This window comes from Agromyces sp. Y558 (assembly GCF_059445415.1).
In genome coordinates this window covers 671,449-696,462 of the sequence record NZ_JCAIUH010000001.1, presented here as the reverse complement: position 1 = coordinate 696,462, position 25,014 = coordinate 671,449, and the positions used below count along the sequence as shown (strand labels likewise).

The 25,014-nt window shown below is 68.1% G+C and carries 32 protein-coding genes; 19 read left to right on the top strand and 13 right to left on the bottom strand.

The genetic code is table 11. From position 1 onward, the window contains the following. The first annotated feature begins 58 nt into the window (after positions 1–58). Both AC1C2T_RS03335 and AC1C2T_RS03330 read left to right on the top strand, forming a co-directional pair. The gene (locus AC1C2T_RS03335) at positions 59–1,012 is read left to right on the top strand and encodes a CPBP family intramembrane glutamic endopeptidase (RefSeq protein ID WP_495384249.1); all 954 of its coding nucleotides are present in this window, start codon (positions 59–61) and stop codon (positions 1,010–1,012) included. Next, entirely contained in the window at positions 993–1,316 is a 324-nt protein-coding gene (locus AC1C2T_RS03330) for a helix-turn-helix domain-containing protein (protein WP_495384248.1), read from the top strand. Before AC1C2T_RS03335 ends, AC1C2T_RS03330 begins: the two co-directional genes overlap by 20 nt. A gap of 2 nt (positions 1,317–1,318) precedes the next feature. Here the strand turns inward: AC1C2T_RS03330 and AC1C2T_RS03325 are convergent, their stop codons facing one another. Next, positions 1,319–2,077 (bottom strand): MerR family transcriptional regulator, encoded by a 759-nt coding sequence (locus AC1C2T_RS03325; RefSeq protein ID WP_495384247.1) that lies wholly within the window; start codon positions 2,075–2,077, stop codon positions 1,319–1,321. A gap of 240 nt (positions 2,078–2,317) precedes the next feature. On the opposite strand from AC1C2T_RS03325, the gene AC1C2T_RS03320 reads away from it, so the two are divergent. Next, positions 2,318–2,629, top strand: a complete 312-nt coding sequence (locus AC1C2T_RS03320; RefSeq protein ID WP_495384246.1) for an NIPSNAP family protein — start codon at positions 2,318–2,320, stop codon at positions 2,627–2,629. 42 nt (positions 2,630–2,671) lie between these two features. Here AC1C2T_RS03320 and AC1C2T_RS03315 read toward each other — a convergent pair whose 3' ends face one another. Together AC1C2T_RS03315 and AC1C2T_RS03310 are read right to left on the bottom strand one after the other, a co-directional pair. After that, complete coding sequence (locus tag AC1C2T_RS03315) at positions 2,672–2,863, bottom strand: hypothetical protein (protein ID WP_495384245.1); 192 nt, start codon at positions 2,861–2,863, stop codon at positions 2,672–2,674. Further along, complete coding sequence (locus AC1C2T_RS03310; protein ID WP_495384244.1) at positions 2,860–3,198, bottom strand: M15 family metallopeptidase; 339 nt, start codon at positions 3,196–3,198, stop codon at positions 2,860–2,862. Before AC1C2T_RS03310 ends, AC1C2T_RS03315 begins: the two co-directional genes overlap by 4 nt. Positions 3,199–3,474: 276 nt before the next feature. On the opposite strand from AC1C2T_RS03310, the gene AC1C2T_RS03305 reads away from it, so the two are divergent. Genes AC1C2T_RS03305 through AC1C2T_RS03295 form a run of 3 tightly spaced genes read left to right on the top strand, consistent with a single transcriptional unit; the run spans position 3,475 to position 5,689 of the window. Then, a complete protein-coding gene (locus AC1C2T_RS03305; protein ID WP_495384243.1) occupies positions 3,475–4,080 on the top strand; it encodes a dihydrofolate reductase family protein in 606 nt (201 codons plus the stop codon). Between the two features lie 50 nt (positions 4,081–4,130). Continuing rightward, complete coding sequence (locus AC1C2T_RS03300) at positions 4,131–4,466, top strand: YciI family protein (protein WP_495384242.1); 336 nt, start codon at positions 4,131–4,133, stop codon at positions 4,464–4,466. Continuing rightward, positions 4,463–5,689, top strand: a complete 1,227-nt coding sequence (locus AC1C2T_RS03295) for an RNA polymerase sigma factor (protein WP_495384241.1) — start codon at positions 4,463–4,465, stop codon at positions 5,687–5,689. The genes AC1C2T_RS03300 and AC1C2T_RS03295 overlap by 4 nt, the downstream gene beginning before the upstream one ends. Here AC1C2T_RS03295 and AC1C2T_RS03290 read toward each other — a convergent pair. Beyond that, a complete protein-coding gene (locus tag AC1C2T_RS03290; protein WP_495361637.1) occupies positions 5,686–6,597 on the bottom strand; it encodes a LysR family transcriptional regulator in 912 nt (303 codons plus the stop codon). The two genes, AC1C2T_RS03295 and AC1C2T_RS03290, sit on opposite strands and share 4 nt — an antisense overlap. A 218-nt stretch (positions 6,598–6,815) precedes the next feature. Between AC1C2T_RS03290 and AC1C2T_RS03285 the strand changes: the two genes are divergently transcribed. From AC1C2T_RS03285 to AC1C2T_RS03270, 4 genes are read left to right on the top strand one after another with little or no spacing between them, the layout of a single operon-like run. After that, positions 6,816–7,181 (top strand): PadR family transcriptional regulator, encoded by a 366-nt coding sequence (locus AC1C2T_RS03285; RefSeq protein ID WP_495361638.1) that lies wholly within the window; start codon positions 6,816–6,818, stop codon positions 7,179–7,181. A 2-nt stretch (positions 7,182–7,183) separates the two neighbouring features. Further along, entirely contained in the window at positions 7,184–7,558 is a 375-nt protein-coding gene (locus AC1C2T_RS03280) for a DUF1048 domain-containing protein (protein WP_495361639.1), read from the top strand. Next, positions 7,555–8,388, top strand: a complete 834-nt coding sequence (locus AC1C2T_RS03275; protein WP_495361640.1) for an ABC transporter ATP-binding protein — start codon at positions 7,555–7,557, stop codon at positions 8,386–8,388. The genes AC1C2T_RS03280 and AC1C2T_RS03275 overlap by 4 nt, the downstream gene beginning before the upstream one ends. After that, positions 8,385–9,149: an ABC transporter permease gene (locus tag AC1C2T_RS03270; RefSeq protein WP_495361641.1), complete on the top strand. Its 765-nt coding sequence runs from the start codon at positions 8,385–8,387 to the stop codon at positions 9,147–9,149. The genes AC1C2T_RS03275 and AC1C2T_RS03270 overlap by 4 nt, the downstream gene beginning before the upstream one ends. Positions 9,150–9,219: 70 nt before the next feature. Here the strand turns inward: AC1C2T_RS03270 and AC1C2T_RS03265 are convergent, their stop codons facing one another. The 4 genes from AC1C2T_RS03265 to AC1C2T_RS03250 form a co-directional block, all read right to left on the bottom strand. Further along, entirely contained in the window at positions 9,220–9,660 is a 441-nt protein-coding gene (locus tag AC1C2T_RS03265) for an iron chaperone (RefSeq protein ID WP_495361642.1), read from the bottom strand. Positions 9,661–9,767: 107 nt separating this feature from the next. Continuing rightward, entirely contained in the window at positions 9,768–10,001 is a 234-nt protein-coding gene (locus AC1C2T_RS03260) for a hypothetical protein (RefSeq protein WP_495384240.1), read from the bottom strand. Then, positions 9,998–10,225 (bottom strand): hypothetical protein, encoded by a 228-nt coding sequence (locus AC1C2T_RS03255; RefSeq protein WP_495384239.1) that lies wholly within the window; start codon positions 10,223–10,225, stop codon positions 9,998–10,000. Before AC1C2T_RS03255 ends, AC1C2T_RS03260 begins: the two co-directional genes overlap by 4 nt. Positions 10,226–10,245: 20 nt before the next feature. After that, entirely contained in the window at positions 10,246–10,758 is a 513-nt protein-coding gene (locus AC1C2T_RS03250) for a VOC family protein (RefSeq protein WP_495384238.1), read from the bottom strand. Positions 10,759–10,939: 181 nt separating this feature from the next. Here AC1C2T_RS03250 and AC1C2T_RS03245 point away from each other — a divergent pair, with 181 nt between their 5' ends. Both AC1C2T_RS03245 and AC1C2T_RS03240 read left to right on the top strand, forming a co-directional pair. Then, positions 10,940–13,684 carry a helix-turn-helix transcriptional regulator gene (locus tag AC1C2T_RS03245; RefSeq protein WP_495384237.1) on the top strand — a complete coding sequence of 915 codons (2,745 nt, stop codon included), beginning with the start codon at positions 10,940–10,942 and terminating at the stop codon, positions 13,682–13,684. 160 nt (positions 13,685–13,844) lie between these two features. After that, positions 13,845–15,809 (top strand): FAD-binding monooxygenase, encoded by a 1,965-nt coding sequence (locus AC1C2T_RS03240; protein WP_495384236.1) that lies wholly within the window; start codon positions 13,845–13,847, stop codon positions 15,807–15,809. A 23-nt stretch (positions 15,810–15,832) separates the two neighbouring features. Here AC1C2T_RS03240 and AC1C2T_RS03235 read toward each other — a convergent pair whose 3' ends face one another. Together AC1C2T_RS03235 and AC1C2T_RS03230 are read right to left on the bottom strand one after the other, a co-directional pair. Then, positions 15,833–16,546, bottom strand: coding sequence for an IclR family transcriptional regulator (locus tag AC1C2T_RS03235; protein ID WP_495361648.1), 714 nt, complete (start codon positions 16,544–16,546; stop codon positions 15,833–15,835). 121 nt (positions 16,547–16,667) lie between these two features. Further along, a complete protein-coding gene (locus tag AC1C2T_RS03230; protein ID WP_495384235.1) occupies positions 16,668–16,982 on the bottom strand; it encodes a DUF1905 domain-containing protein in 315 nt (104 codons plus the stop codon). A 242-nt stretch (positions 16,983–17,224) separates the two neighbouring features. Between AC1C2T_RS03230 and AC1C2T_RS03225 the strand changes: the two genes are divergently transcribed. Genes AC1C2T_RS03225 through AC1C2T_RS03215 form a run of 3 tightly spaced genes read left to right on the top strand, consistent with a single transcriptional unit; the run spans position 17,225 to position 20,153 of the window. Next, positions 17,225–18,445 (top strand): Re/Si-specific NAD(P)(+) transhydrogenase subunit alpha, encoded by a 1,221-nt coding sequence (locus AC1C2T_RS03225; RefSeq protein ID WP_495361650.1) that lies wholly within the window; start codon positions 17,225–17,227, stop codon positions 18,443–18,445. Continuing rightward, the gene (locus AC1C2T_RS03220; protein ID WP_495379658.1) at positions 18,445–18,735 is read left to right on the top strand and encodes an NAD(P) transhydrogenase subunit alpha part 2; all 291 of its coding nucleotides are present in this window, start codon (positions 18,445–18,447) and stop codon (positions 18,733–18,735) included. The genes AC1C2T_RS03225 and AC1C2T_RS03220 overlap by 1 nt, the downstream gene beginning before the upstream one ends. Continuing rightward, entirely contained in the window at positions 18,732–20,153 is a 1,422-nt protein-coding gene (locus AC1C2T_RS03215) for an NAD(P)(+) transhydrogenase (Re/Si-specific) subunit beta (RefSeq protein ID WP_495384234.1), read from the top strand. The genes AC1C2T_RS03220 and AC1C2T_RS03215 overlap by 4 nt, the downstream gene beginning before the upstream one ends. Before the next feature lie 127 nt (positions 20,154–20,280). Here the strand turns inward: AC1C2T_RS03215 and AC1C2T_RS03210 are convergent, their stop codons facing one another. Further along, positions 20,281–20,685 carry a VOC family protein gene (locus AC1C2T_RS03210; RefSeq protein WP_495384233.1) on the bottom strand — a complete coding sequence of 135 codons (405 nt, stop codon included), beginning with the start codon at positions 20,683–20,685 and terminating at the stop codon, positions 20,281–20,283. A gap of 104 nt (positions 20,686–20,789) precedes the next feature. Here AC1C2T_RS03210 and AC1C2T_RS03205 point away from each other — a divergent pair, with 104 nt between their 5' ends. The 4 genes from AC1C2T_RS03205 to AC1C2T_RS03190 all read left to right on the top strand — a co-directional run bounded on the left by AC1C2T_RS03205 (position 20,790) and on the right by AC1C2T_RS03190 (position 22,980). Then, complete coding sequence (locus AC1C2T_RS03205) at positions 20,790–21,740, top strand: helix-turn-helix transcriptional regulator (protein WP_495384232.1); 951 nt, start codon at positions 20,790–20,792, stop codon at positions 21,738–21,740. 37 nt (positions 21,741–21,777) lie between these two features. Continuing rightward, positions 21,778–22,365: a DUF308 domain-containing protein gene (locus tag AC1C2T_RS03200; RefSeq protein WP_495384231.1), complete on the top strand. Its 588-nt coding sequence runs from the start codon at positions 21,778–21,780 to the stop codon at positions 22,363–22,365. Continuing rightward, positions 22,362–22,679 carry a hypothetical protein gene (locus AC1C2T_RS03195; protein ID WP_495384230.1) on the top strand — a complete coding sequence of 106 codons (318 nt, stop codon included), beginning with the start codon at positions 22,362–22,364 and terminating at the stop codon, positions 22,677–22,679. The genes AC1C2T_RS03200 and AC1C2T_RS03195 overlap by 4 nt, the downstream gene beginning before the upstream one ends. 169 nt (positions 22,680–22,848) lie before the next feature. Next, on the top strand, positions 22,849–22,980 hold the full coding sequence (locus AC1C2T_RS03190) for a hypothetical protein (RefSeq protein WP_495384229.1): 132 nt from the start codon (positions 22,849–22,851) through the stop codon (positions 22,978–22,980). Positions 22,981–23,034: 54 nt separating this feature from the next. Here the strand turns inward: AC1C2T_RS03190 and purB are convergent, their stop codons facing one another. Together purB and AC1C2T_RS03180 are read right to left on the bottom strand one after the other, a co-directional pair. After that, complete coding sequence (gene purB, locus AC1C2T_RS03185) at positions 23,035–24,414, bottom strand: adenylosuccinate lyase (RefSeq protein WP_495384228.1); 1,380 nt, start codon at positions 24,412–24,414, stop codon at positions 23,035–23,037. Continuing rightward, entirely contained in the window at positions 24,411–24,938 is a 528-nt protein-coding gene (locus tag AC1C2T_RS03180) for a low molecular weight protein-tyrosine-phosphatase (RefSeq protein WP_495384227.1), read from the bottom strand. The genes purB and AC1C2T_RS03180 overlap by 4 nt, the downstream gene beginning before the upstream one ends. Positions 24,939–25,014: the final 76 nt, after the last annotated feature.

Sequence of the window (25,014 nt, the reverse complement as noted above, 5' to 3'; positions counted from 1 at the left end):
GAGATCACCTTGCGCCTGTCGCCGATCGCGTCGGTCGATTCGAAAGGAACCAATACCCGTGAACCAGCGCACGAACATCATTCCGCCCGAGGTCGAGTACCACCGTGTGCTCGCCGGGGAGAAACGCCGGATCGGTCGCGGCATCCTCGCGATCGTCCTCCTGATCGGCGGAATGTTCTTCTTCAACATCCTCTTCACCGCCGCTGCGACGCTGGTGGATGGGCCGATCCCCGCCGGCGGTAGCGTGGCTTATACCCCCCTGTTCCACGCGGCAGGCATGGCCGCCGTCGCGATGCTCATCCCGTGGAGCATGCTCATCCAGCGCTGGCTCTACGGAGTGAAGGGCGCATCGTTGCACTCGGTGATCTCGCGCTTCCGGTTCGACATCTTCGGGCGGGCGCTGCTCTTCATTGTTCCCGCGTGGACGGTTGTCACGGCTGTCCTGTACTGGGCGCCGCTGCCGGAGACCACCTTGAGCCAAACGGATGTGGTCTGGTTCCTCGTTGCCACGCTGCTGCTCACACCGCTCCAGGGTGCCGGCGAAGAGTACGGATTCCGTGGGCTGATCCTCCGCGTCGCTGGCGGGTGGGCGCGTGGGGCACGGGCCGGCATCGTCGTCGCCATCGTCGTTTCGAGCGCACTGTTCGCTTTCGTCCACTTCTCGACCGACCTGTTGCTGAACGTCAACTACCTCTTCTTCGCCGTCGGGACGGCGTTGGTCACCTGGCGCACCGGCGGCATCGAGATCGCGGTGGTGCTGCATGCGGGGTTCAACACCTTGGGCTTCCTGTTCGACGCTGCGCTTCACGTCGACGTCATCGCCGCGTACGATCGCTCGGCGGGCGTCGGGACGTGGACGACGCTGCTGCCCGCCGTGGTGATCGTCCTCGCGACCGTGGTTGTGTGGGTGCGCACCCGGCGCACCGGACCGGCGCGGACACCGAACAACGCCGGGTCGAGCATCGAGGCAGGGGGAGCAGGAGGTCGATCGGATGCCGTGGAGTACTCGTGAACTGGCGGAACTTGCTGGGACCACTGTGAACACGGTGCGGCACTACCACCGGCTGGGCGTTCTCGACGAACCCGAGAGGGCGCCCAACGGATACAAGCAGTATGGAAGAAATCACCTGCTGCAGTTGCTCCATGTACGTCGGATGCGGGACCGTGGCGTTCCTGCCGCGGCGATCCGCCGAGAAGATGATGCTCACAGCGAGCAGGAGATGCTTCGTCTGATCGATGCGGACTTGTCGGCGAGCATCAAGAGGCTTCAGCTCGCCCGGGCCGAGATCAGGGTGATGCTCGCCGTCTTGGAGTAGGGTCAACCCGCGTTGATGATCTCGTTCGCGTCGTGCGTCGCCCGCGCAACGTCGCGCGCGACGTTGTATGCACGATGGAGGACGTCGAGCTGCGCGGGGTTGTACAGCTCTTCGGCAACTTCGACCGAGGTCTGCAAGGTCGTGTGGTGGCTGTTCGGCAGGTGTGTGAGCGGGGGTTCCAACCGCCGATGGTCGACAAGATGCTGCGCGAGCTTCGTCGCAAGCCCATTCACCAGCCGGCGCCGAGTTTCTTCATCCGCGTCGTGACGCAAGCGATCGAGTTCAGCACCGAGGTTGTCAGCGTCGGCTTCGGCGATCTTCCGGATGTCGGCCAACGCGGCCGGATCGTACAGCTGCGTGTGGATGTGGGCTTGCGAACCGTCGGTCTTCGACGATCGGGATGCGACGGACTCGAAGCCGGCGGAGACACCCGCAGAGACGTTGTCTCGCAGGATGCCTGCGATGTCGGCTCGGGCATTCCCCAATCGTTCGATGATCCCTTGCAGTTCGGAGTCGAGATCCTGAAACGTCTTCGGCGTGCCTTCCGTGCAGACGCTCACTCCATCGATCTGCGACAAGGGAACGCCGAGGTCTGCGAGGCGCCGGATTCGAAGAAGACTCACGAGGTGCTGATGCTCGTACTGCTTGTACCCGTTGTACCGGCGCTCCGGCTCTTCAAGGAGTCCGATTCGATGGTAGTGACGGACAGTGTTCACTGTCGTACCCGCCAGTTCCGCCACTTCGCGTGTACTCCACGGCATGTCGCACGTCCTTTCCGCCTTTGGAGCGCATGCCGGGGTCAACGCACGTCCGACATCGCCTATTCCGCCTCCCTACGGGCAATGGGACCTGCCCGCGGTGAGACCTTCCGTCGTCAACGCGATCCTCTCAGGACTTCGACTGGACGACTTTCGTCGGAGCGAGAACGCGATGGTCCACCGGGGCGCCCTCGACTCGGTATCATCGCCGGTGAGTAGGGTGTGTCCGTGCTCACTTGCGTCGTGACCTACACCATCGACCCGAACAAGATCGATGCGTTCGAAGAGTTCGCGCAGGCCTGGATGAGACTCGTCACCAGCCATGGAGGCATCCATCACGGCTACTTCTTGCCCTCCGAGGGGGCGAGCGACAAGGCCTTGGCGCTCTTTTCCTTCCCATCGTTTGCCGACTACGAGATCTACCGGGCGAAGTTCGGTGTCGACCCGGAGTTCGCGCAAGCAGACCGCATTCGCGATTCGAGCGGATGCGTCATCCGATACGAACGCACCTTCATGCGGCCGTTGCTGGCCGACGTCGAGCCGCCGACGAGCTGACCGGTGTCAGCGTTGCGCCGGACCTGACTGGAGGGCAGACCGTCACGGGAGGAACTCGGATGCGATGCCACCGAGGATTCCGATCGACGGTGTGAGCGTGAGGCAGCCCAGTACGACGACCAGCGCCATCGCTGCAGCAGACAAGGCGCAGACGGCCGCGATGCGACCCACAACCACGACGATCCGAGTCCATGTCCGGCGCGCCGATGCGTCGGTGTCGAGCGGTTCGGTCATCCGGCGCTCGCATCGCTCAGCTGCGCGGGGCATTCCCCGCCCGGCGTCGTCGCCAGTTCGAAATGCCACATCTCGTTCGCGTAGGTCTGGCAGAGGCCGTAGTCGGAACCGTGTTGGCTCAGCCAGCTGTTCGCATCCGTTCGTCCGACATCGACTGCATCGCCCGTGACGTGCTTCGAGGTCTCAGGTCCGGAGACGAACCTTCTCGCCTCCTGCTCGCTGCCGTACTCCGCGATGGCGGAGTCCAACAGCGCCTGCTGATAGGCCGCGCTGCGCCACCCGTTCGTCACGACGAACTCGACGCCGTCGGTGGCCGCGCGGGCGGCATCCTGCATGGCCGTACGCAACGCCGGCTCGAGCCGGACAATCGCGGGCAGTTCGTCTGCGAACGGTGAAATCGACCCGCCTTCTTCGATGTAGTCGTCATCGTCGCCGAATGCTCGGAGTCTTCTCCCTGGATCGCACCGGCCAGAGGGTCACCGGACAGTCTGCGTGATCCGAAGGAGCGGGCCCGTAGGTATTTCGCGCACTCGGTGTCGGATCGCGGCAAGACCGTTCGTAGCAAGGGTGAGAGGTCGCCCGTGAGGGGCGTCCGCAGAAGGGACACGATCATGAAGCTGATCACCAACACTCAGATCACCGTCGACGGCGTGATGCAGGCGAACGGCGGCAACAATCCGGTACTCGACCCCGGATTCGACCGAGGCGGGTGGGCGATGCCGCTCGGTGAGAAGGAGTCGGAGACCTACATCGGCGACTTCTACCGGCGCGCCGACGCGTTCCTGTTCGGTCGGCGCACGTACGAGCTCTTCGCCGACTACTGGGGCGGGGTGCGCAGGGCCGACGTCGACGACCCGTTCGTCAGTTCGTTGAACTCGCGCCCGAAGTTCGTCGCATCGAACACGATCACCGACCCGCAGTGGGCTGACACGACCGTGCTCTCGGGAGATCTCGAGGCGGCGATCCGCCAACTCAAGGCCACGCCGGGTGGCGAGCTGCAGGTACACGGCAGCGGCCGGCTGATCCGCTGGCTGCTCGAGCGCGGACTCGTCGACGAGATGACCCTGATCGTCTTCCCGGTGGTCGTCGGCGGCGGCACGCGGCTGTTCCCCGATGCGGGCCCCGACATCGCCCTCGGCCTGGCGGAAGCCCAGACGTTCCCGACCGGCATCACGGTGCAGACCTTCCGAGTAGGCGGGCGCCCGCGGTATGCGTAGCGGCAACGCCCGTAGCAGTATGGCCGTGAAGCACATCCTGGAGGCGCGAGATGCAGTACCTGGTTTCCGTGATCGACGACAAGTCCAACTCCGGCACCGCGGAAGAGGCGAGGGCGATCGGTGAGTTCAACGATCATCTCCGGGAGGGCGGTCACTGGGTGTTCGCGGCCGGCCTCGCCGCACCCAGCACGGCGACGGTCATCGACGGCCGTGGCGAGCAGCCGGTGTTCACCGACGGCCCGTTCGTCGAGTCGAAGGAGCACATGGCCGGTTTCTGGATCATCGATGCCCCCGACCTCGACGTCGCGCTCGCGCTCATGGCCCAGGGCTCGAAGGCCTGCAACCGTCGAGTCGAGGTGCGACCGGTCCTGATGCCTGGGGCATGATCGACGCGCACGCGGCGATCACCCGTGCCCACCACGCGGAGTGGGCACGGGTGGTCGCCTCACTCACCAAACGCTTCGGCGATCTCGACATCGCCGAAGAGGCGGCAGCTGAGGCATTCGCAACCGCGGTCGAGCGGTGGCCGGTCGACGGCGTGCCGCCCAACCCCGGCGCGTGGCTCACCGCGACGGCGAACCACAAGGCGATCGACCGCATCCGGCGGGAGCACAAGCGCGAAGACAAGTACCGGGAGGCGATGATGCTGGTCGACCACGACCCTCCCGAGCCGGTCGGCGCCATCGACGACGACCGGCTCCGGCTGATCTTCACCTGCTGCCACCCGGCACTCGCCGTGGAGGCCCGCGTGGCGCTGACGCTGCGCATGGTCGGGGGGCTCACCGTGCCCGAGATCGCACGCGGATTCCTCGTGCAGGAGAGCGCCATAGGGCAGCGGATCACCCGCGCGAAGGGCAAGATCGCGGCCGCCGGCATCCCCTACCGCGTGCCGTCCGCGTCGGATCTGCCGGCGCGCGTCACCGGTGTGCTCTCCGTGCTGTTCCTCGTCTTCAACGAGGGCTACCTCGCGACCGGCCCCGACACCGACCCCGTGCGCGCCGAGCTGACGGCCGAGGCCATCCGGCTGACCCGGCTGATCCGCGCGCTGCTCCCGGAGGACGGCGAGGTGGCGGGCCTGCTGGCACTGATGCTGCTCACCGAGGCTCGTCGCGCCGCCCGTGTCTCGGCCGACGGCGAGCTCGTCATCCTCGGGGAGCAGGACCGCGGGGCCTGGGATCATGCGCTGATCGAGGAGGGGCATCGGCTGGTGCGTGAGCGCCTGGATGCCGCGGCCGCTCCCGGCCGCTACCAGCTGCTTGCGGCGATCAACGCTGTGCACACGGACGTGCGAGACATCCGTGACACCGACTGGTCGCAGGTCGTCGCCCTCTACGACCAGCTGGTTCGCCTCGATCCCTCGCCGATCGTCGCGCTCAATCGTGCCATCGCGGTCGCAGAGCTCGAGGGTCCGGATGCCGCGTTGGCGATCATCGACCGCCTCGCGGACGCACTGAGCGGCTATCACGCACTCCACGCCACTCGCGCCGAACTGCTGCGCAGACTGGAACGTCGCGAGGAATCGCGCGCGGCCTACGACCGGGCCATCGCTCTCACGGGAAACACCGCCGAGACCGCCTACCTCTCGCGCCGTCGTGACGAACTCGGCTAGATCTGCGCAGTGGGATCTCTGGTGCCGGCGGATTCCGAGCCCATGCGCAGCGTTGCGTCGACGAACTCCCGCATGATCGGCGTGACTCGTTCGCGCTGCCGGATGAGGGCCCAACGCACGGGTTCCGCGTCGTTGAACGGCACGTAGGCGACACCGGGTCGCGGGTAATAGCGGCGCCCCTCGTCGGGAACCGGGCAGACCACCTCACCTGCCGCGACGAGCGCCAGGACTTCCTGGAACGTTGACACCTGGTGCGCACGCCTGACGGCGCGGCCCGACGGCGTCGTGAACGGCACGACCGCCGAGAGCCATGCGGCAGGCCCAACGACATCGGGCACGACGAGGTCGCCGAGTGCTTCGAGCTCGATCGATGAGTGGCGGGCCAGTGGATGCCGCGACGACACCATCAGGTTGAGCGGCTCTTCACGCAACACGCACGCCACGGCGAGGTCGGGCTCGTCGACCGGTAGCCACGCGGTCACCAAATCGACCTCACCGCGGCGGAGCAAGTCGAAAGGGTCGGTGAAGTACACCTCCCGATACCGCACATCGGCGAGCGGGTGCGACGCACGGAACGCCTCCAACACGGGTTCGAGGTCGTGCGCCTGCGCTCCCTGGACTCCGATCGTCAGGGTTTCGGCCGATTGACGGGCGGCCGTCGTGGCATCCGCAATGGAGCGTCGGATGCCGTCGTAGGCCGGTTTCAAGCCCGCCCGGAGCACCTCGCCCACGTGGGTGAGCTCGACGCGGCGGCTCGAGCGCGCGAACAGCGGCGCACCGATCGCGATCTCCTGCGAGCGGATCGCGTGGCTCACGCGCGACACCGAGACGTGCAGGCGCTCGGCGGTGCGGCCGAAGTGCAGTTCATCGGTGAGGGTGAGGAAGATCTCGATGTCCCGTAGCTCCATTGCTCTTCCTCCGAGGTGGACATACAGGTCAACGATCGTATCCCGATCGAGCGTTGATCCGGATTCCCGGTGGCTTCAGGCTGGGTCCGGTGGAAGAACTGGAATTCTCTTTGCTACCTAGTGTTGCTATTTACCGGTACTCATGATTACTATCTACCAGTAGTCATTGTCACCGAGTACTAGTACTCACCAACACCGAATAGTGAAAGGAGGGTTTCATGGGCAAGCAGATGACCGAGATGCTCAAGGGCACGCTCGAGGGCATCGTCCTCGCAATTCTGGCCGAGCAGCCGGCGTACGGCGCTGAGATCACTGCGCGGCTGCGTGACCAGGGCTTCTCCGACATCGTCGAGGGCACCGTCTACGCCCTGCTGGTCAGGATCGAACAGCGCGGCTTCGTCGACGTCGAGAAGATCCCGTCCGAGAAGGGGCCGCCGCGCAAGGTCTACACGCTGAACGCACTGGGCGGCGAGTACCTCGAAGAATTCTGGGGAACCTGGAGCTTTCTCGCAGAACGCATCGAACAGCTCCGCCACCGCATCGAATCGCAGCAGCACAAAGCACACGAAGAAGGAGTGAAGTGACCATGGCGAGCAAATGGATCGAGACCCTCACGGGATCGCTGGATCAGAAGAAGCAGTACCGGCAGTACAAGGCCCGCATCGCGGCCCTGCCGGAGCCGTACCTCACGGCCGCGAATGCCTTCGAACGGTACTTCATGTACAACGGCGGCATCACCGACGGCGACGCCACGGTCATGATGACGATGCTCGGCGACTTCGCCGACCTGTGGGAACGTGCCGCCGCCGATGAGACGCCCGTCAGCGCGATCGTCGGCGACGATCCGGTCGGCTTCGCCGAGGCATTCAGCCAGGCCTATGTCGGCAAGCGCTGGGTCGACAAGGAGCGCAATCGCCTCACGGAGACGATCGAGAGCATCGAACGAGAGGAGCAGAAATGACCACCCAACAGGTCCAGGCACCCGCGATCCGGGTGCAGGGCATCGAGAAATCATTCAAAGACCTGCACGTGCTGCGGGGCGTCGACTTCGACGTGAAGGCTGGCAGCATCTTCGCGCTGCTCGGCTCGAACGGCGCAGGCAAGACCACCCTGGTGCGCATCCTGTCGACGCTCTTGAAGGCCGATGCGGGCGCGGCGACGGTGTACGGCTTCGACGTCGCCACCAACGCCGGCGACGTGCGCGAGTCGATCAGCCTGACCGGCCAGTTCGCCGCGATCGACGAAGTACTCACCGGCCGGGAGAACCTCGTGCTGATCGCGAAGCTTCGTCACATGAAGAACCCGGGCGGAATCGCCGACGAGCTGCTCGCCCGCTTCTCTCTCACGGAAGCCGGCAGCCGCAAGGCGGGTACCTACTCGGGTGGCATGCGCCGTCGGCTCGACATCTCGATGAGCCTGATCGGCAACCCGCCGATCATCTTCCTCGATGAGCCCACCACCGGTCTCGACCCGCAGGCGCGCATCGAGGTGTGGCAGACGATCAAGCAACTCGCCAAGAGCGGCACGACCGTGCTGCTGACCACGCAGTACCTCGACGAGGCCGAGCATCTCGCCGACCGCATCGCGATCCTGCACAAGGGCACGATCATCCAGAACGGCACCCTCGCCGAACTCAAGCAACTCCTCCCGGCCGCCCAGGTCGAGTACGTCGAGAAGCAGCCCTCCCTCGAGGACGTGTTCCTCGCACTCGTCGGCGAAACCGGCGAGATCGACAGCGCCGACGACGGCCGCACCGACGGTGCAGTCGCGGCAGGAAAGGAACAACGATGACCAGCCACGTCCTCAGCGACACCCGGGTGCTCACCGGCCGCTCGCTGACGCACATCCTCCGCAGCCCAGACACGATCATCACCACCGCGGTCACTCCGATCGCGTTGATGCTCCTCTTCGTGTACGTGCTCGGCGGTGCGATCAACACCGGATCCGACGAGTCCTACATCAACTACATGCTCCCCGGCATCCTGCTGATCACGGTCGCGTCGGGCATCGCCTATACCGCGTACCGGCTGTTCCTCGACATGCAGGGCGGCATCTTCGAACGCTTCCAGTCCATGCCGATCTCCCGGTCGAGCGTGCTCTGGGGGCACGTGCTCACGTCCCTGGTCTCGAACCTCATCTCGGTCGCGATCGTCATCGGCGTCGGGTTCATCATGGGCTTCCGCACCGGGGCATCCATTGGCGCCTGGCTCGCCGTCGCCGGCATCCTGATCCTGTTCACCCTCGCCTTGACCTGGCTCGCGGTGATCGCCGGGCTCTCGGCGAAGACCGTCGACGGTGCGAGCGCGTTCAGCTACCCGCTGATCTTCCTGCCGTTCATCAGCTCGGCGTTCGTGCCCACCGACACGATGCCGGCCCCGGTCGCCTGGTTCGCCGAGAACCAGCCCGTGACCTCGATCGTGAACTCCATCCGGGCCCTGTTCGCCCAGGAGCCCGTCGGCAACGACATCTGGATCGCCCTCGCCTGGCTCGTCGGCATCCTCGTCGTCACCTACATCTGGGCGATCGCCATCTACCGCCGCAAGATCAGCTGAGGCAGAGCCTCGCTCGCAGAGCCACGACGAATGCCGCTCGCATCCCTCACCGGGAAGCGTGCGGCATTCGTCAGCTGACGGCCTTGCGGACGAGTTCGGCGACCTTCTTCTCCACCGCTGGTGTCCAGTTGCGGACCGCGAAGGCGGCGCCCCAGATGTCACCGTCGTCGAGATTGGCAGTGTCCTGGAACCCGATGGTCGCGTAGCGCGTCTTGAACTTCTTGGCCGCCTGGATGAAGACGACGATCTTGCCATCCGCGTCCGCGAAACCTGGCATGCCGTAATAGGTCTTGGGTACGAGGTCTGGCGCGACCTCGGAGACGACGCTGTAGAGCCCTTCCGCGAGCACCTTGTCTTCAGGTTCCATTTCGGCGATGGCCTCCAGGACCGCCTTCTCGCCGGCCGCGCGGTTCTTGCCGGCCTTCTCCTGCTCGCGGACCTCCTTCGCGCGCTGCTTGACCGCGTCGCGCTCCTCCTTGCTCAGTCCTCCGGACTCGTCGGTCTTAGCCATCGTGGTCTTCTCCTTCGGGAATCTCGTCGGCGATGCCGCGCGGACCGCTGCATCGATCTCAGGCTAGGCGGCGATGCCCGCCCCGCGCTTCTCCGTTCCTGCCCGATTCATCCCTCCCAGTCATCCCATTCGCCGACGTCCTGGTACGTCGACGGACCGACGTACCCGATGCCGACCCCGGGGTTCCACAACGCCGCGGTCAGGGCGGAGGCGGTGAGGGCGTCGACCTCGATGGTCTGGCGGTCCTCGCGCGAAGCCCGGGCGCGAGACTGCCACGCGTCTGCGGGCGCCGTCTCAGGCATATCCGCCTTGCGGCCGAGGATCCTGTCGATGAGGCTCATCGTTCACTCCCCTCGCTCGCGTCGCCGATCGGCGCATCGCCGGTCGACGTGATGCGATACCCGGCCTCGGCGAGGGTGCGAGTCATGTGTTCCGCGTACCACTGCGGCCATTGCTCGTCGTACACGCCGCCGAGATCCTGCTCCTCGTGCACGCCGTGTGCCGTCGCGGCTCGCGTGAGCAGGTCGAGCAACAGCTCCGTCGTGGGATCGATTCCGGTCTCCATGTCTCTCTCCTCCACTGTCTTCAGCGCCCGGGCAGGCGCTCGACGACCTGCTGGAGCACCCACTCGTTGCCGTCGGGGTCGGCGAACGATGCGAACGATGCATAGCTGTCGTAGAGCGGGTGGGGCCCGCTGACCCGATTCGCCGCTCCGGCCCAGTGGAAGACGGTGTCGCGGTCGTGCCACACCTCCGTGATGTCGAGCCCGCGTTCAGCGAGAGCGGCGCGCGCCTCCGCGACATCCGTCACGATCAGGTGGAGTCCGCGGGTGGAGCCGGGAGCTGCATCCGTCAGGCCGGTGCCGAAGATCACCGAGGCGGATGATCCGCGCGGGGTGACCTGCACGACACGCAGGCCTCGTTCGGTCGAGGCGTCGGCGTCGACCCGGAAGCCCAGCCCCTCGTAGAAGGTTTTCGCCCGGTCCACATCGGAGACGGGGATCACCACGACCTCCAACTTCAGCTCGAGTGCCCGGCTGTCCTGGCTCCGTGATTCCTGGCTTCGTGATTCGTTGCCCGTGTTCGTGCTCGTGTTCATGTCATTCCTCCCGTGATTGGTGATCGGTGATCGGGCACCGGTTCGGCGCCGTGTGATCATGTTCGTCGGGGAGTCCCGGGCCTCGCGCCCGGGTGATGCACGGGTCGACCCCCCGGTGGCATGGACCGGGGACACCCGGGGGCGGTTCGCGGCTCGTGTAGCCTCCGGACTGGAGGCTCACGTGACAAGTGCCAGTGGTTCGGACCTCCGCGGGCGGCAGCGCGAGTGCGGCGTGCTCGATCGCCTCTTGCGCGACGTGCGCGATGGCCGGAGTCAGGTGCTCGTGCTCCGCGGTGATGCGGGAGCGGGCAAGACCGCGTTGCTCGAGTACCTGGCCGACCGCGCGTCCGGCATGCAGGTGATCCGGGCCTCGGGTGTCGAGCTCGAGTCGGAGATCGCCTACTCGGGTCTGCAGCAGCTCTGCGCTCCATTGATGAAGGGCATCGACATGTTGCCCGATCCGCAGCGCGATGCGCTCGCCACCGCATTCGGCCTGAGCGCCGGCGCGCCGCCGCAGGCCTTGATCGTCGGACTCGCGGTTCTCGGGCTGATGTCCGAGGCGGCCTCGCACCACCCGGTCGTCTGCATCGTCGACGACCTGCAATGGGTGGATCGCATGACCGAGGTCGTGCTCGGGTTCGTCGCGCGGCGGCTCGACGCCGATTCCGTCGCACTCGTCTTCGGGGTTCGGACTCGCGACGACGAGCGGCTGCTCGCCGATGAGCCACTCTTCGTCGACCTGCCGGAACTCCGCATCGACGGACTCCACGACGCCGACGCTCGGGCGCTGCTCGACTCCGTGCTGAGCAGCCCCACCGAACCGCAGGTGCGCGACCGCATCATCGCCGAGGCGCACGGCAATCCGCTCGCTCTCATCGAACTGCCGCGCGAACTCAGCGCCGCCGAACTCGTCTTCGGGTTCGGAGGCGGGAGCACGGCGTCGCTCACGAACCGGCTCGAGCATGGATTCGCTCGGCAGATCGCCGAATTGCCGCCGGAGACCAGGCAAGTGCTGTTGACCGCCGCCGTCGAGCCGGTCGGCGATGTGACCCTGCTCTGGGCCGCCCTCGACCGTCTGGCGGTCGCACCGGCATCCGCTGAACCGGCGGTGGCCGCAGGGCTCATCGAACTCGGCACACGCGTCCGGTTCCGGCATCCGCTCGTGCGCTCGGCAGCTTGGCGCTCGGCGCGACCTGACGACGTCCGAGCGGTGCACCGGGCTCTCGCCGAGGTGATCGACCCTGACGTCGACGGCGATCGCCGTGCCTGGCACCGCGCGCACGCGACGATCGTGCCCGACGAGGATGTCGCGGCGGAGCTCGAACGCTCGGCGATGCGCGCGCTCGCGCGCGGCGGGCGGTCGGCTGCTGCCGCGTTCCTCGAACGTGCCGCCGAGCTCACGCCCGAGCCGACGCTGCGGGGCGCTCGATTGCTCGCTGCGGCGCAGGCGCGGCTGGATGCCGGTGCGCCCACCCTCGTTCCAGAGATGCTCGCCGCCGCCGCACTGTCGCCGCTCGACGCCGGCCAACGGGCGGACGCCGAACGGATGCGCGCGCAAGCCGCCTTCGAGGTGAATCCCGGAAGGGAGTCCGGCCCGCTGCTGCTGGCGGCGGCCGCGACGCTCGAGGAACTCGATCCCGACTCGGCCCGCCGTACGTACCTCACGGCAGTGGGCGCCGCGGCGTACGCCGGACGCCTCGGTGGCGACGCCCTCACGCGGGCAGCCGGAGCCGCACGCACCGTCATGAGCGGTGACGGGCCGACGGACCTACTGCTCGACGGGCTCGCGACGTGGGCACTCGACGGGCCGGCGGAGGCCGCGCCGAAGCTGCGTCGCGCGATCGACGCGCTCGGCGGCGAGCAGGAGTACTCGTTGCTCTGGCTCGCTGCTCCGGCTGCGCACGAAGTGTGGGACGACGCCGCATGGTTCGAACTGTCGGATCAGGCGGTGTCGTTCGCGCGCGCCAGCGGCGCGCTGTCCCTGCTGCCGACCGCCCTGGCCTTCTCCGCGGGAACCCTCTCGTTCGCCGGGAGGTTCGCCGAGGCGGATGACACCCTCGCCGAGGCCGCCGTGATCGAGCGGGCACGCGGCCTCGCGCCGCGCCCGTCGGGATCGCTCGCACTCGCCGCGTACCGCGGGCGCGAATCGGAGACGCTCGAACTCATCGACGTCGTCATGGCCGGTGCCGAGGTGCGGGGCGAGGGTCGTCTCGTCGGCAGCGCCCTGTACGCGCGCGCAGTACTCAACAACGGGCTCGGCCGCTACCCTGCGGCGTTCGAGGCGGCTCGCGAGGCCGTCGAGTATCCCGACCTCGGAGTGCTGAACTGGTCGCTCACCGAACTCGTCGAGGCCGCGGCTCGCGCGGGCGAGCCCGGGGAGGCGCGCGCAGCGCGGGATCGACTCGCCGAGCGCACCGGCGTCGCGTCGACCGACTGGGCCCGCGGCGCGCAGTCCCTCGCGGACGCGCTCGTCGGCACCGAGGGGCCGGAGGCGATCGATGCCGACTATCGCGAGGCGATCGAGCGGTTCTCGCGCACGGGTCTCGCGGTGCAGCTCGCTCGCACGCGCCTGCTGCACGGTGAATGGCTGCGGCGCGCGAACCGTCGTGCCGACGCGCGCACGCAACTGCGCATCGCGCACGAGGCGTTCACGACCATGGGCGCTGAGGGGTTCGCCGAGCGCGCGGCCCGGGAACTCGTCGCGACGGGCGAGTCGGTGCGAAGGCATGCGGATGCCGCGGGGCCCGAGCTCACCGCGCAGGAGGCGCAGATCGCACGTCTGGCTGGGGCCGGCCAGACCAATCCCGAGATCGGATCGGTGCTGTACATCAGCCCGCGCACCGTCGAGTGGCATCTGAGCAAGGTGTTCTCGAAACTCGGCGTCGGTTCGCGCCGCGAACTCGCGGCGGCGCTTCGGCCCAGGTAGGCGCGCGGGCATCGCCGTGAGCGCCCGCCTTCCCGTGCGCCCTCGGCGCTTGCCCGCCCGAGCATGCCGACTTATGATGAGTGCGCGATATGAGAATGCAGAGTTCTATTATCGAACACGCCGCGAGGCGCCCCAACCCACAGAGCAGTGAGGAGAAGCCGTGCAGTTCCACCACTACGGCTACGTGTCCGGTGACCCGCGGGTGCAGCCCGCCGCGGGCGTCGGAATCGACCGGCCCGAGGAGCTTCCCGACGAGGTCGACGTGCTCATCGTCGGCTCGGGGCCTGCCGGCATGGTCGCAGCGGCGCAGCTCGCGCAGTTCCCGGGCGTCACGACGCGCATCGTCGAACGCCGCGGCGGCCGGCTCGCGATCGGCCAGGCCGACGGTATTCAGGCTCGCAGCGTCGAGACGTTCCAGGCGTTCGGCTTCGCCGAACGCATCATCGCCGAGGCGTACCGCATCACCGAAATGGCGTTCTGGAAGCCAGACCCCGAGCACCCCCGGAACATCCACCGCGCCGCGGTCACCCCTGACGACCCGACCGGCATCAGCGAGTTCCCGCATCTCATCGTGAACCAGGCGCGTGTGCTCGACTACTTCGCCGAGTACGCGCACAACTCCCCCGGGCGCATCACGCCGGACTACGAGTGGGAGTTCGTCGGACTCGACATCGCCCCTTCGACAGGCTCAGGGATCGAAGGTGCCCTCCCCGACCACCCGGTGACGGTCACCCTCGAGCGGGTCACGGGTGTCGGAATCGGTGCCGGCGACGCGTCGCACGCCGCCCCACTGGAGGGCAGACGCACGGGCGAGCGCCGCACCCTGCGCGCCAAGTACGTCGTCGGCGCCGACGGTGCACGCAGCCAGGTGCGCGAATCGATCGGCGCCAAGCATGTCGGCGCGCAGTCGTTCCACGCCTGGGGCGTGATGGACACGCTCGCCGTGACTGACTTCCCCGACATCCGCACGAAGTGCTCCATCCAGTCCGAGGCGGGCAACATCCTGCTCATCCCGCGCGAGGGCGGGCAGCTGTTCCGCATGTACGTCGACCTCGGGGAGGTCTCCGAAGACGACCGCGGCGCGGTGCGCCAGACCACGCTCGACGAGATCATCGCGAAGGCGAACGAGATCCTGCACCCGTACACGCTCGACGTGCGGAACGTGCCGTGGCACTCGGTCTACGAAGTCGGCCACCGCGTGACCGACCGCTTCGACGACGTTCCCGTCGAGGAGCAGGGCAGTCGCACCCCGCGCGTCTTCATCACCGGCGACGCCTGCCACACGCACAGTGCGAAGGCGGGCCAGGGCATGAACGTCTCGATTCAAGACGGCTGGAACATCGGCTGGAAGCTCGGCCATGTGCTCGACGGCCGTGCCCACCCGGCGCTGCTCGAGACCTACCACGCCGAACGCCACGTCGTCGCGAAGAACCTGATCGAGTTCGATCGCGAGTGGTCGAAGCTGATGGCGACGAAGCCCGAAGACCTCGGCGACCCGGCAGAGCTCGAGGAGTTCTACGTGCGCACCTTCGAGTTCCCAGCGGGATTCATGACGCAGTACGAGGCCTCGATGATCGTCGGCGAGGCCGGCCACCAGGGCCTCGCAACCGGGTTCCCGATCGGCAAGCGCTTCAAGTCGGCGCCCGCCGAACGCGTCGGCGACGGCAACCCCGTGCAGCTCGGGCATCATCACCGGGCCGACGGGCGCTGGCGCATCTATGCGTTCGCGGATGCCGCGGCGCCCGCCCTGCGCGGCACGGCACTCGCCGACTGGGCGAACTGGCTGCACGAGGCATCCGACTCACCGCTTCGAGCGTTCACGCCCGACGGCGCCGACATCGACAGCGTCTTCGATGTGAAGGTCGTCTACCAGCAGCCTCATACGGCCGTCGACCTCGGGCGGGTGCCGCAGGTCTTCCTTCCGCGCAACGGCCCGTTCGAGCTGACCGACTACGAGAAGGTCTACGCCGCCGACCCGCAGCACGACATCTTCGAGCTGCGCGGCATCGACCGTGCCGGAGCCGTCGTGGTGGTGCGGCCCGACCAGTACGTGGCGAACGTGCTGCCGCTGACCGCCGTCGAAGAGCTGGCCGAGTTCTTCCGAGGCATCCTGCTCGCGCGCTGACGCGCCGGTCGGGCGCCGTACGTTCAGGCGCCGTACGCTCGGGCGACGATCTCGGCCGCGAGCTTCAGGCGCTCGGCGATCTCGGCTTCGGGTCGGTCGAACGAGACGTGGATCACCGCGATCGATGCCGGCGGCTGGCCCGGCAACGCAAGCGGCACGGCGACCGACCTGAGCGACGGCACGACCTCGTCATGACTCAGCGCGTACCCGCGATCGCGGCTGGCGGCGATCTCCTCTCGAAGCCCGTCGGGCACGTCCGACGGCCACGCACTGTCGGGAAGGCTGAGCAGGATCGCCTTGCCGGGGCCGCCGCGGGTGATCGGATGCCGGTGGCCCGGCCGGTACGACACCACCGCAACGGATTGGCGTGGTGACGCGCTCACCAGTGTGACCGCCTCCTCGGCGTCGACGAGCACGGCGAGCAGGCACGTCATTCCGAGCTCGTTCGCGACGGCGTTGAGCTCGGGCAGCGCGAGGCGCTGGAGGTCGCGGGCGACGCCCGAAGCGAGTGCCGCGAGTCCCGTGCCGAGGCTCAGTCGACCCGCGGCGTCGCGGGTGACGAGCCCATGATCCTCGAGGGTGCGGAGCAGCCGATAGGCGACCGAGCGGTGCACGCCGAGCGCCCCCGCGAGCTCGTCGATCGTGAGGTTCCGGTCGGCGGCGGCGAGAATCTCGAGCACGCGGATGCCGCGGCTCAGCGTCTGCGAACCGGCTTGCGTGCCGGCGTCGGCTGCCATGCGGGAACGTCCCCTCCGTCGTGCGCGTTCGTCTCGTGCTCGTCCGATACTAGGACGATTCGACCGGTAATCGAACGAATGAGGAGCAAGAACGAACGTCGCGCCGGACGACGTCGACGCCTCAGGATCGGCGTTCCGTGAGGTGCACCTGCACCGTCGCGCCGGCCTCTTTGCCGATGGCGCGTCGCACGGCGGCGGTCACCGCCAGCTTGTGGCTGCCGTCGCCGAGTGCCATGAATGATCCGTCGAATGTGGCGCCGTCGACGGTGCCCGACACCTTCACGAGCCCATGGGTTCCGAAGAACTCGGCCGATGCCGGCCAGATCACGTAGGTCCAGCCGCCCTTGGCGGGGCTCCGCTCGAGCACGGCCTCGAAGGCGACGTCGAGCGGTCCGACGGCCGCGGGCGCAGGCGCTGCGCTGGTCATGGTGTTCATCATTCCTCCTCGATGCGGTGGGTACCAGTGGGTCGAGACCGGCGACGCGAATTCGACACGAATGACCGATCGCCTCCGCCCGACGGAACAACCGGCGAAGTTCGAGCGGGGAATCGCGAGGAATCATGGAGCGGATGCCTCGCGTGCACGTACGCTGAACGACACGTGCAGCAGCGCCGCGGGCACGGGGATCGACCTCTCTCCCTCGGCACCGCTGCACTCCCGTGTCAGAAGGAGGGTTCGTGCGAGTCGGTATCCCGAAAGAGCGGCGTGAGGGCGAGCGGAGGGTCGCGGCCACCCCCGAGACGGTGCGGCAACTCGCCGGGCTCGGGCTGACCCTCACCATCGAGCGCGGCGCCGGCGAGGCATCCGATCACGGCGATTCGCAGTACGCCGATGCGGGAGCCGAACTCGTCGACCGTCTCGATCTCGGTGCGATCGACGTGCTGCTGCACGTGCGACCGCTCGCCGTCGAGACGGTCGCCGCCCTCCGCAGCGGCACGGTCACTGTGGGGCTTGCTTCACCGGCGAGCGAGCTCGACGCGGTTCGGGCGCTGCGCGACGCGCGGGTGAAGTCCTTCGCCCTCGAGCTCGTGCCGCGCATCTCGCGGGCGCAGTCGATGGACGCGCTGACGAGCCAGGCGCTCGTGGCCGGGTACCGTTGCGTGCTCGAGGCCGCCATGCGCCTGCCCCGGTTCTTCCCGCTTTACATGACGGCCGCCGGCACGATTCCGCCGGCGAGGGTCGTCGTGCTCGGCGCCGGCGTCGCCGGCCTGCAGGCGATCGGCACGGCGAAGCGGCTCGGAGCGCGGGTCTCGGCGAACGACGTGCGCGCGGCATCGGCCGACGAGGTCGCCTCGATGGGCGGCACCTTCATCAATCTCGATCTCGACACTGCCGCCGACGCGGCCGGCGGGTACGCGAAGGAACTCGGCGAAGACCGGGCGGCGACGCAGCGGCGTCTGCTCGCCCCCTACATCGCCGAGGCCGACGTGCTCATCACGACGGCCGCGATTCCCGGACGCCCCGCCCCGCTGCTCGTCACGACCGAGATGGTCGCGGCCATGCGGCCCGGTTCGGTGGTCGTCGACCTCGCGGCCGAGTCGGGCGGCAACGTCGAGGGTTCGGTTGCGGGCACGGATGTCGCGGTGCCGACCGCGAGCGGCGAGGGCACAGTGACGCTCGTCGGCATGAAGGATGCCGCATCGAGCATGCCGGCCGATGCGTCGCGGCTCTACGCGAAGAACGTCGCCAACCTCGTCGAGCTCATGACGCACGACGGCCGGGTGGAGCCCGACTTCGACGACGAGGTCGTCGCGGGGGCGTGCCTCACGTTCGCCGGCGAGGTGCGGCATGCGCCGACGGCCGAGTTGCTCGGCGGGGACCCGGGTCTCGATACGCGGCCTCCTTCGTCGGGCGCTTCTCGACCAACGGAAGCACCCGACCAGGAAGGACACCGCTGATGGACGGCATCGCCCTCCTCACGATCACCGTGCTCTCGGTGTTCGTGGGCTTCGAGGTGGTCTCGAAGGTCTCGAGCACCCTGCATACCCCGCTGATGTCGGGCGCGAACGCGATCCACGGCATCATCCTGGTCGGCGCGATCATCGTCGCCGGCCAGGCATCCGACGGCTGGACCCTCGCGCTCGCCCTCGTCGCCGTCGTGCTCGCCACCGCGAACCTCGTCGGCGGCTTCGTCGTGACCGACCGCATGCTCGAGATGTTCCGCGGCCGGAAGGGGGCGGGTCGATGACGCTCCTCTCCCCCGTCTGGACGGCGCTGCTCTATCTGGTCGCCGCGATCTGCTTCATCCTCGCCCTCAAGGGCCTCAGCTCGCCGAAGACCGCCCGGCGCGGCAACCTCATCGGTGCGGCCGGCGCGCTCATCGCCGTCGTCACCGTGTTCCTCTCGATGAAGCTCGACAACATCCCGTGGATCCTCGCGGCGATCGCGATCGGCTCGGCGATCGCCGCGCCGATCGCCCGCCGGGTGCAGATGACGCAGATGCCGCAGCTCGTCGCCCTCTTCAACGGTGTCGGCGGAGGTGCCGCCGCACTCGTGGCACTGCTCGAGTTGGGGCACGCGACGACGCCGGTCGGAGAGACGAACGGACTGTACGACCTGCAGGTGGGCGTGAATCCCCTGCTCGGCACCGCGATCGTCTTCACGCTCTTCGTGGGCGCCGTCTCGTTCTCGGGCTCGCTCGTGACCTTCGCGAAGCTGCAAGAGCTGATGACGACCCGGCCCGTGGTCTTCCCCGGTCTGCCGATCATCATGAGTGCCTCGGTACTCGTCGCGGTCGCGGCATCCGTCGCCGTCATCTTCACCGGGGCCGGCTGGCTCGCGGTCGTGGTGCTCGTCTTCGGCCTCATCACCGGCGTGCTGCTCGTGCTGCCGGTCGGCGGCGCAGACGTGCCGATCGTCATCTCGTTGCTGAACGCCTTCACGGGCCTCGCCGTCGCGGCGTCGGGCTTCGTGCTCGGCAACGTGCTGCTCATCATCGCGGGCACGCTCGTCGGCGCCTCGGGCACGATCCTCACGCGGGCGATGGCCTCGGCGATGGGCCGCAGCGTCACCGGCATCCTCTTCGGCGCGTTCAAGGGCGGATCGACGGCGGGGTCGACTGTGGCATCCGATCGCCCGGTGCGTTCGTCGAACGCCGAAGACGTCGCTGTGCTGCTCGGCTACGCCCAGAAGGTGATCATCGTGCCCGGCTACGGGCTCGCGGTCGCGCAGGGCCAGCACACGGTCGCCGAGCTGCAGACCGAGCTCGAGTCGCGGGGCATCGAGGTCGTCTTCGCGGTCCATCCGGTCGCCGGGCGCATGCCGGGGCACATGAACGTGCTGCTCGCCGAGGCGAACGTGCCCTACGAGTCGCTGAAGGAGATGAGCGAGGTCAACCCCGAATTCAAGACAGCGGATGTCGCGCTCGTCGTGGGCGCGAACGACGTCGTGAATCCCGCGGCGAAGACGTCACCGGGGTCGCCGATCTACGGCATGCCGATCCTCGAGGTCGAGGAGGCACGGCAGGTCGTGTTCCTGAAGCGCTCGATGCGGCCCGGCTTCGCCGGTATCGAGAACGAGCTGCTCTTCGAGCCGCAGACGACGCTGCTGTTCGGCGACGCGAAGGACTCGCTCGGCAAGGTGCTCGCGGCGGTGAAGGCGCTGTAGGGTCCGAGCGAACAGGCCGGGAACGTTGGTCGAGTGGCGACGAAGGAGCGTATCGAGACCGGGTGCGGGGCCTCGATACGCGTCCTCCTTCGTCGAGCGCTACTCGACCAGCGATACCGGACAGGCGCTACTCGACCGGCGCGGGCCGTCGAGTATGTGCGTCGGCCCAGTGCTGGTTGACCATGACCCCGAGGATGTTTCCGAACGGGTCGACGACTGCGGCGGTCACGAAGCCCGGCCCGTGTTCGGTCGGTTCCTGGTAGCTCGTGCCGCCGAGGGCGAGCAGGCGCTCGTACGCGCTCTGCAAGTCGTCGACGTGCCAGTGGATGACCTCCCCGGCAGGGCCCTCGGGCACCGGCGGGCGGTACCGGGCATCGATGAGGCCGAGTTCGTCTTCATCGTCACCGACGCGGAACTCGATGTAGCCGGGAACCCGGTAGTACGGCTCGATGCCGAGCACCTCGGCGTACCAGGCGGCGGCCGCCTCGAGGTCGGCGGCGTAGTAGCTGACAGTGGCGAATCCCCTGAGCATGAGCGGTTCCTTTCGAGTGGCTTCTCGGTGTTCCGAGGTGATGAATCCATTGTTGAACGCAGAAGTGCTCATCTCTTGACTACTTTTCGGACGAGAATGGAAACATGCGCGCAGATCGCCTCGTGGCAGTCCTCCTCACCTTGCAGGCGCGGGGTCGGGTGACCGCCGCGCAGCTCGCCGAGGAGCTCGAGGTCTCGGTCGCCACGGCCCGGCGCGACCTCGAGGCACTCTCCACCGCGGGTATTCCGGTGTATCCGCAGGCGGGCCGCGGCGGCGGCTGGCAACTGCTCGGCGGCGCCCGCACCGACCTCAGCGGTCTGTCGGCTGGTGAGGCACGTGCGCTCTTCCTGCTGGTCGGGCCCGCGGCATCCGTCGACCCCGAAGCGAAAGCCGCCCTGCGCAAGCTCGTGCGCGCCCTGCCCGAGACCTTTCGCACCAACGCGCAGGCCGCTGCCGAAGCGGTCGTCATCGACCCCGGCGAATGGGGCAGGCCGACGCCCGAACGCCCAGCACTCCTCCCGGTGCTCGAAGCGGCGATCGTCGATCGGGTGCAGCTGCGAATCCGCTACGCAGCGTGGAACCGGGAGCCCGTCGACCGCACCGTCGACCCGTGGGGGCTCGTGCAGAAGCAAGACCACTGGTACCTGCTCGGCGGCGTCGACGGCGCCGAACGCACCTATCGCGTCGACCGCTTGCTCGAGGCGGAGCGCACCGAAGAGCCCGCCGGCCGGCCCGAGGGGCTCGACCTCGCGGAGATATGGGAGCGCGTCACCGCCACGGTCGACCGGCAGCGCGCGAGCGCCACCGCGACGGTCGTCGTCGACTCCGGCATCGTGCCGCTGCTGCAGACGCAGTTCGGGCAGCGCGCCGTCGAGGAGGCGCAACTCGACCCGGGGCGGTCCCGGGTGCGGGTGACTGCACCCACCGATGCGCTCCTCGCTCGCGGCCTCGCCGGTTGGGCCGAATTCCTCGAAGTCGTGGAGCCCGAGTCGTTGCGGCGCGAGCTGCATCGGCTCGGCGAGGAGCTCGTCGGGAGGAACCCGCCTCCAGCGTAGGATGGATCGGTACCCCAACAGATGTGAAAGAGGTCAAGTGCCCGTCGCCGCCGCTCCCGAGCGCACTCGGTACTGGGTCGTCCCGGTCGTCCGCGGCATCCTCGCGCTGGTGCCTGCTGCCGTCATCACGTTCTCGCAGAACCACTCCCCCGAGTTCGGTCTGCTCGTCTTCGGCGTCTGGGCGATCGCGTCGGGGCTCGTCGTCGGAGCACTCTCGTTGCGGCTCACGGTGGAGCGCGGCATCCGCTCGCTCTTCGTGATCGCCGCCGTGGTCACCGTCGCCGCCGGCCTGCTCGCCCTGACCGTGCCGGGCGGCCTGCCGTTCCTGCTCTACCTCGTGAGCGTCTGGGCCGCGGTCACCGGCTTCGTCGAGCTGTTCGCCGGCCTGCGGGCACGCGGCCGCACGCTCGCCGCTCGCGACTGGATCGCCGCCGGCGCCTTCACCGCGATCCTCGCGATCGTCTTCCTCGTGTTCCCGCTCGACGCCGTCACCGCGGTCGGCCTGCTCGGCGGCTACTTCGTCATCCTCGGCGTGTACCTGCTGATCGGCGGGTTCTCGCTGAAATGGGCGACCAGCCCAGCGGATGTCGCGCCTGACGTGCCCGGAACGGAGCAGCCCTCGTGACCCAGAACCCCGGTGGGTACAAGCCGAGTCGGCGCGACGTGCTGCGCCCCATGGAGTACGTGGGCGGGGCGGCGATCGCCGCGATCTTCACCGGTCTCGTCGTGCTCGTCACCGCTCGCGAGCCGATCTTGGCGCTCATCGTCGCCGGCATCGCGTTCATCGTGGTGCTCGTGGTGCTCGCGCTGCTCTCGATGGCGATCAAGCCCAACGCCGAAGAGGCCGCCGAGATCGACGGTGACGAGCCGCCGCCGGCGCCGCCCGGGCCCGACGCGCCGCCGCCGGGGCCCGACGCGCCCTCTTCACCGGGCCACTGAGTCTCGCTTGCTCGTCGGGGATCGGGTTCCGCCGGTCGAGTAGCGAGCGCGAGCGAGCGTATCGAGACCCGTTGCGGGGTCTCGATACGGCCGCGGGCGGCCTACTCGACCAGCGGGTGGCGAGTTCGTCGCTGAGTGCTGAGTTGCACGAGCGTCGGTGCGGCGCGCCGTGATCGCACGGCGTGTCGGCGAGATCGTCGTGCAACTCGGCGATGCGGCCGCGGGCGGCCTACTCGACCAGCGGGTGGCGAGCCCATCGCTGAGTGCTGAGTTGCAGGAGCATCTGTGCGGCGCGCCGTGATCGGACGGCGTGTCGGCGAGATCGTCGTGCAACTCGGCGACGCCCGGGCAAGCGTCAGAGCCGGTCGACGAGCTCCGACGCGATGCCCGTGTACGTCGCGGGCGTGAGGGCGAGCAGGCGCTGCTTCGCGTCGTCGCCGATCTCGAGGCCGCCCACGAACTCGGCGAGTTCGGCGGCACCGACCCGCTTGCCGCGGGTGAGCTCCTTCAGCATCGCGTAGGGGTCGCCGATCGTCGAACGACCGGCGACGACCTCGGCACGGATGACCGTCTGGATCGCTTCGCCGAGCACCTCCCAGTTGGAGTCGAGGTCGGCGGCGAGCATCGCGAGGTCGAGGTCGATCTCGCCGAGGCCGCGCTGGATGTTGTCGAGCGCGAGCATCGAGTGGCCGAAGCCGACGCCGATGTTGCGCTGGGCGCTCGAGTCGGTGAGGTCGCGCTGCATGCGCGAGGTCACGAGGGTCGCGGCGAGCGAATCGAGCAGTGCCGAAGAGAGCTCGAGGTTGGCCTCGGCGTTCTCGAAGCGGATCGGGTTGACCTTGTGCGGCATCGTCGACGAACCGGTGGCCCCGGGCGCAGGGATCTGGCGGAAGACGCCGAGCGAGATGTAGGTCCAGATGTCGGTCGCGAGGTTGTGCAGCACCCGGTTGGCGTGCGAGATCTTGCCGTAGAGCTCGGCCTGCCAGTCGTGCGACTCGATCTGGGTGGTCAGCGGGTTCCAGGTGAGGCCGAGCGACTCGACGAACTCGCGCGACACCTCGGGCCACGAGACATCCGGAGCCGCGACGACATGCGCCGAGAACGTGCCGGTCGCCCCCGAGAACTTGCCGAGGTACTCGGTGGCCTCGATCTGCCGCTCGATGCGGCGCAGGCGGTACGCGAAGACGGCGAGCTCCTTGCCCATCGTCGTCGGCGTCGCTGGCTGGCCGTGGGTGCGCGAGAGCATCGAGGCGTCGCGGTGCTCGAGAGCGAGGGCCTCGATCGTCTCGATCACGGCGCGGTACTTCGGCAGCCACACGTCGCGTACGGCGTCGCGCACGGTGATCGCGTACGAGAGGTTGTTGATGTCTTCGCTCGTGCAGGCGAAGTGGGTGAGCTCCGAGATCGCGTCGAGCCCGAGGTCGCTGAGCCGGCGGCGCACGTAGTACTCCACAGCCTTGACGTCGTGCCGGGTCGTGGCCTCGAGCCCCGCGAGCTCGTCGATGTCGGGCTGGCCGAAATCGGTGACAACCGAACGCAATTGCAGCCGCTGGTGCTCGGTGAGCGGCGAGGAGCCGAAGAATCCGCGATCGGCCTGGGCGATCAGCCACTCGATCTCGACGAGCACGCGCGCCCGGTTGAGGCCGGCCTCTGAGAGATGTTCGCCGAGCTCGCCGACCGCCGAGCGGTACCGGCCGTCGAGGGGGCTGAGCGGCTGGGGAGGCAGCGAAGTCATCGAATTCCTTGTCTGAGTGCAGGTGCGAGTTGCCGGAAGAGGGCCGACGTCGACCGTTCAATCATCTCAAGTACTCGATCGAACATCGCCGCGTCGGAGTAGTACGGGTCGGGCACGTCGTGCAGCGCCGTCGCTTCGGGCTCGAATTCGAGCAGCATCCGCACCTTCTCCTGGTCGAGGGATGTCGGCGCCCAGTTGCGGAGGATGCGCGACTGGCCGCGATCGAACGCGACCACGAGATCGAGTCGCGGGAAATCTGCTGCGTCGAACTGACGGGCCCGGTGATGGGCGCCGTCATAGCCCGCCCGGGCGAGTGCGTCGATCGTGCGCTCGTCGGCGGGCTCGCCGACGTGCCAGTCTCCGGTGGCAGCTGACTCGATCGCCAGCGCTCCGGCGAGTCCGGCATGCTCGGCGTGCGCGCGCAACACGACTTCGGCCATCGGTGAACGGCAGATGTTGCCTGTGCACACGAAGGAAACTCGGAAGGGCTGCGCGGCGTCCCCCGCGGGATCCGCTCGCGTCATGGGTTCTATTGTGGTCGAGATCGGGCCGATGCACACCACTCAATTCGGGGGCGATACGCTGAGCGGTCGAGCGATG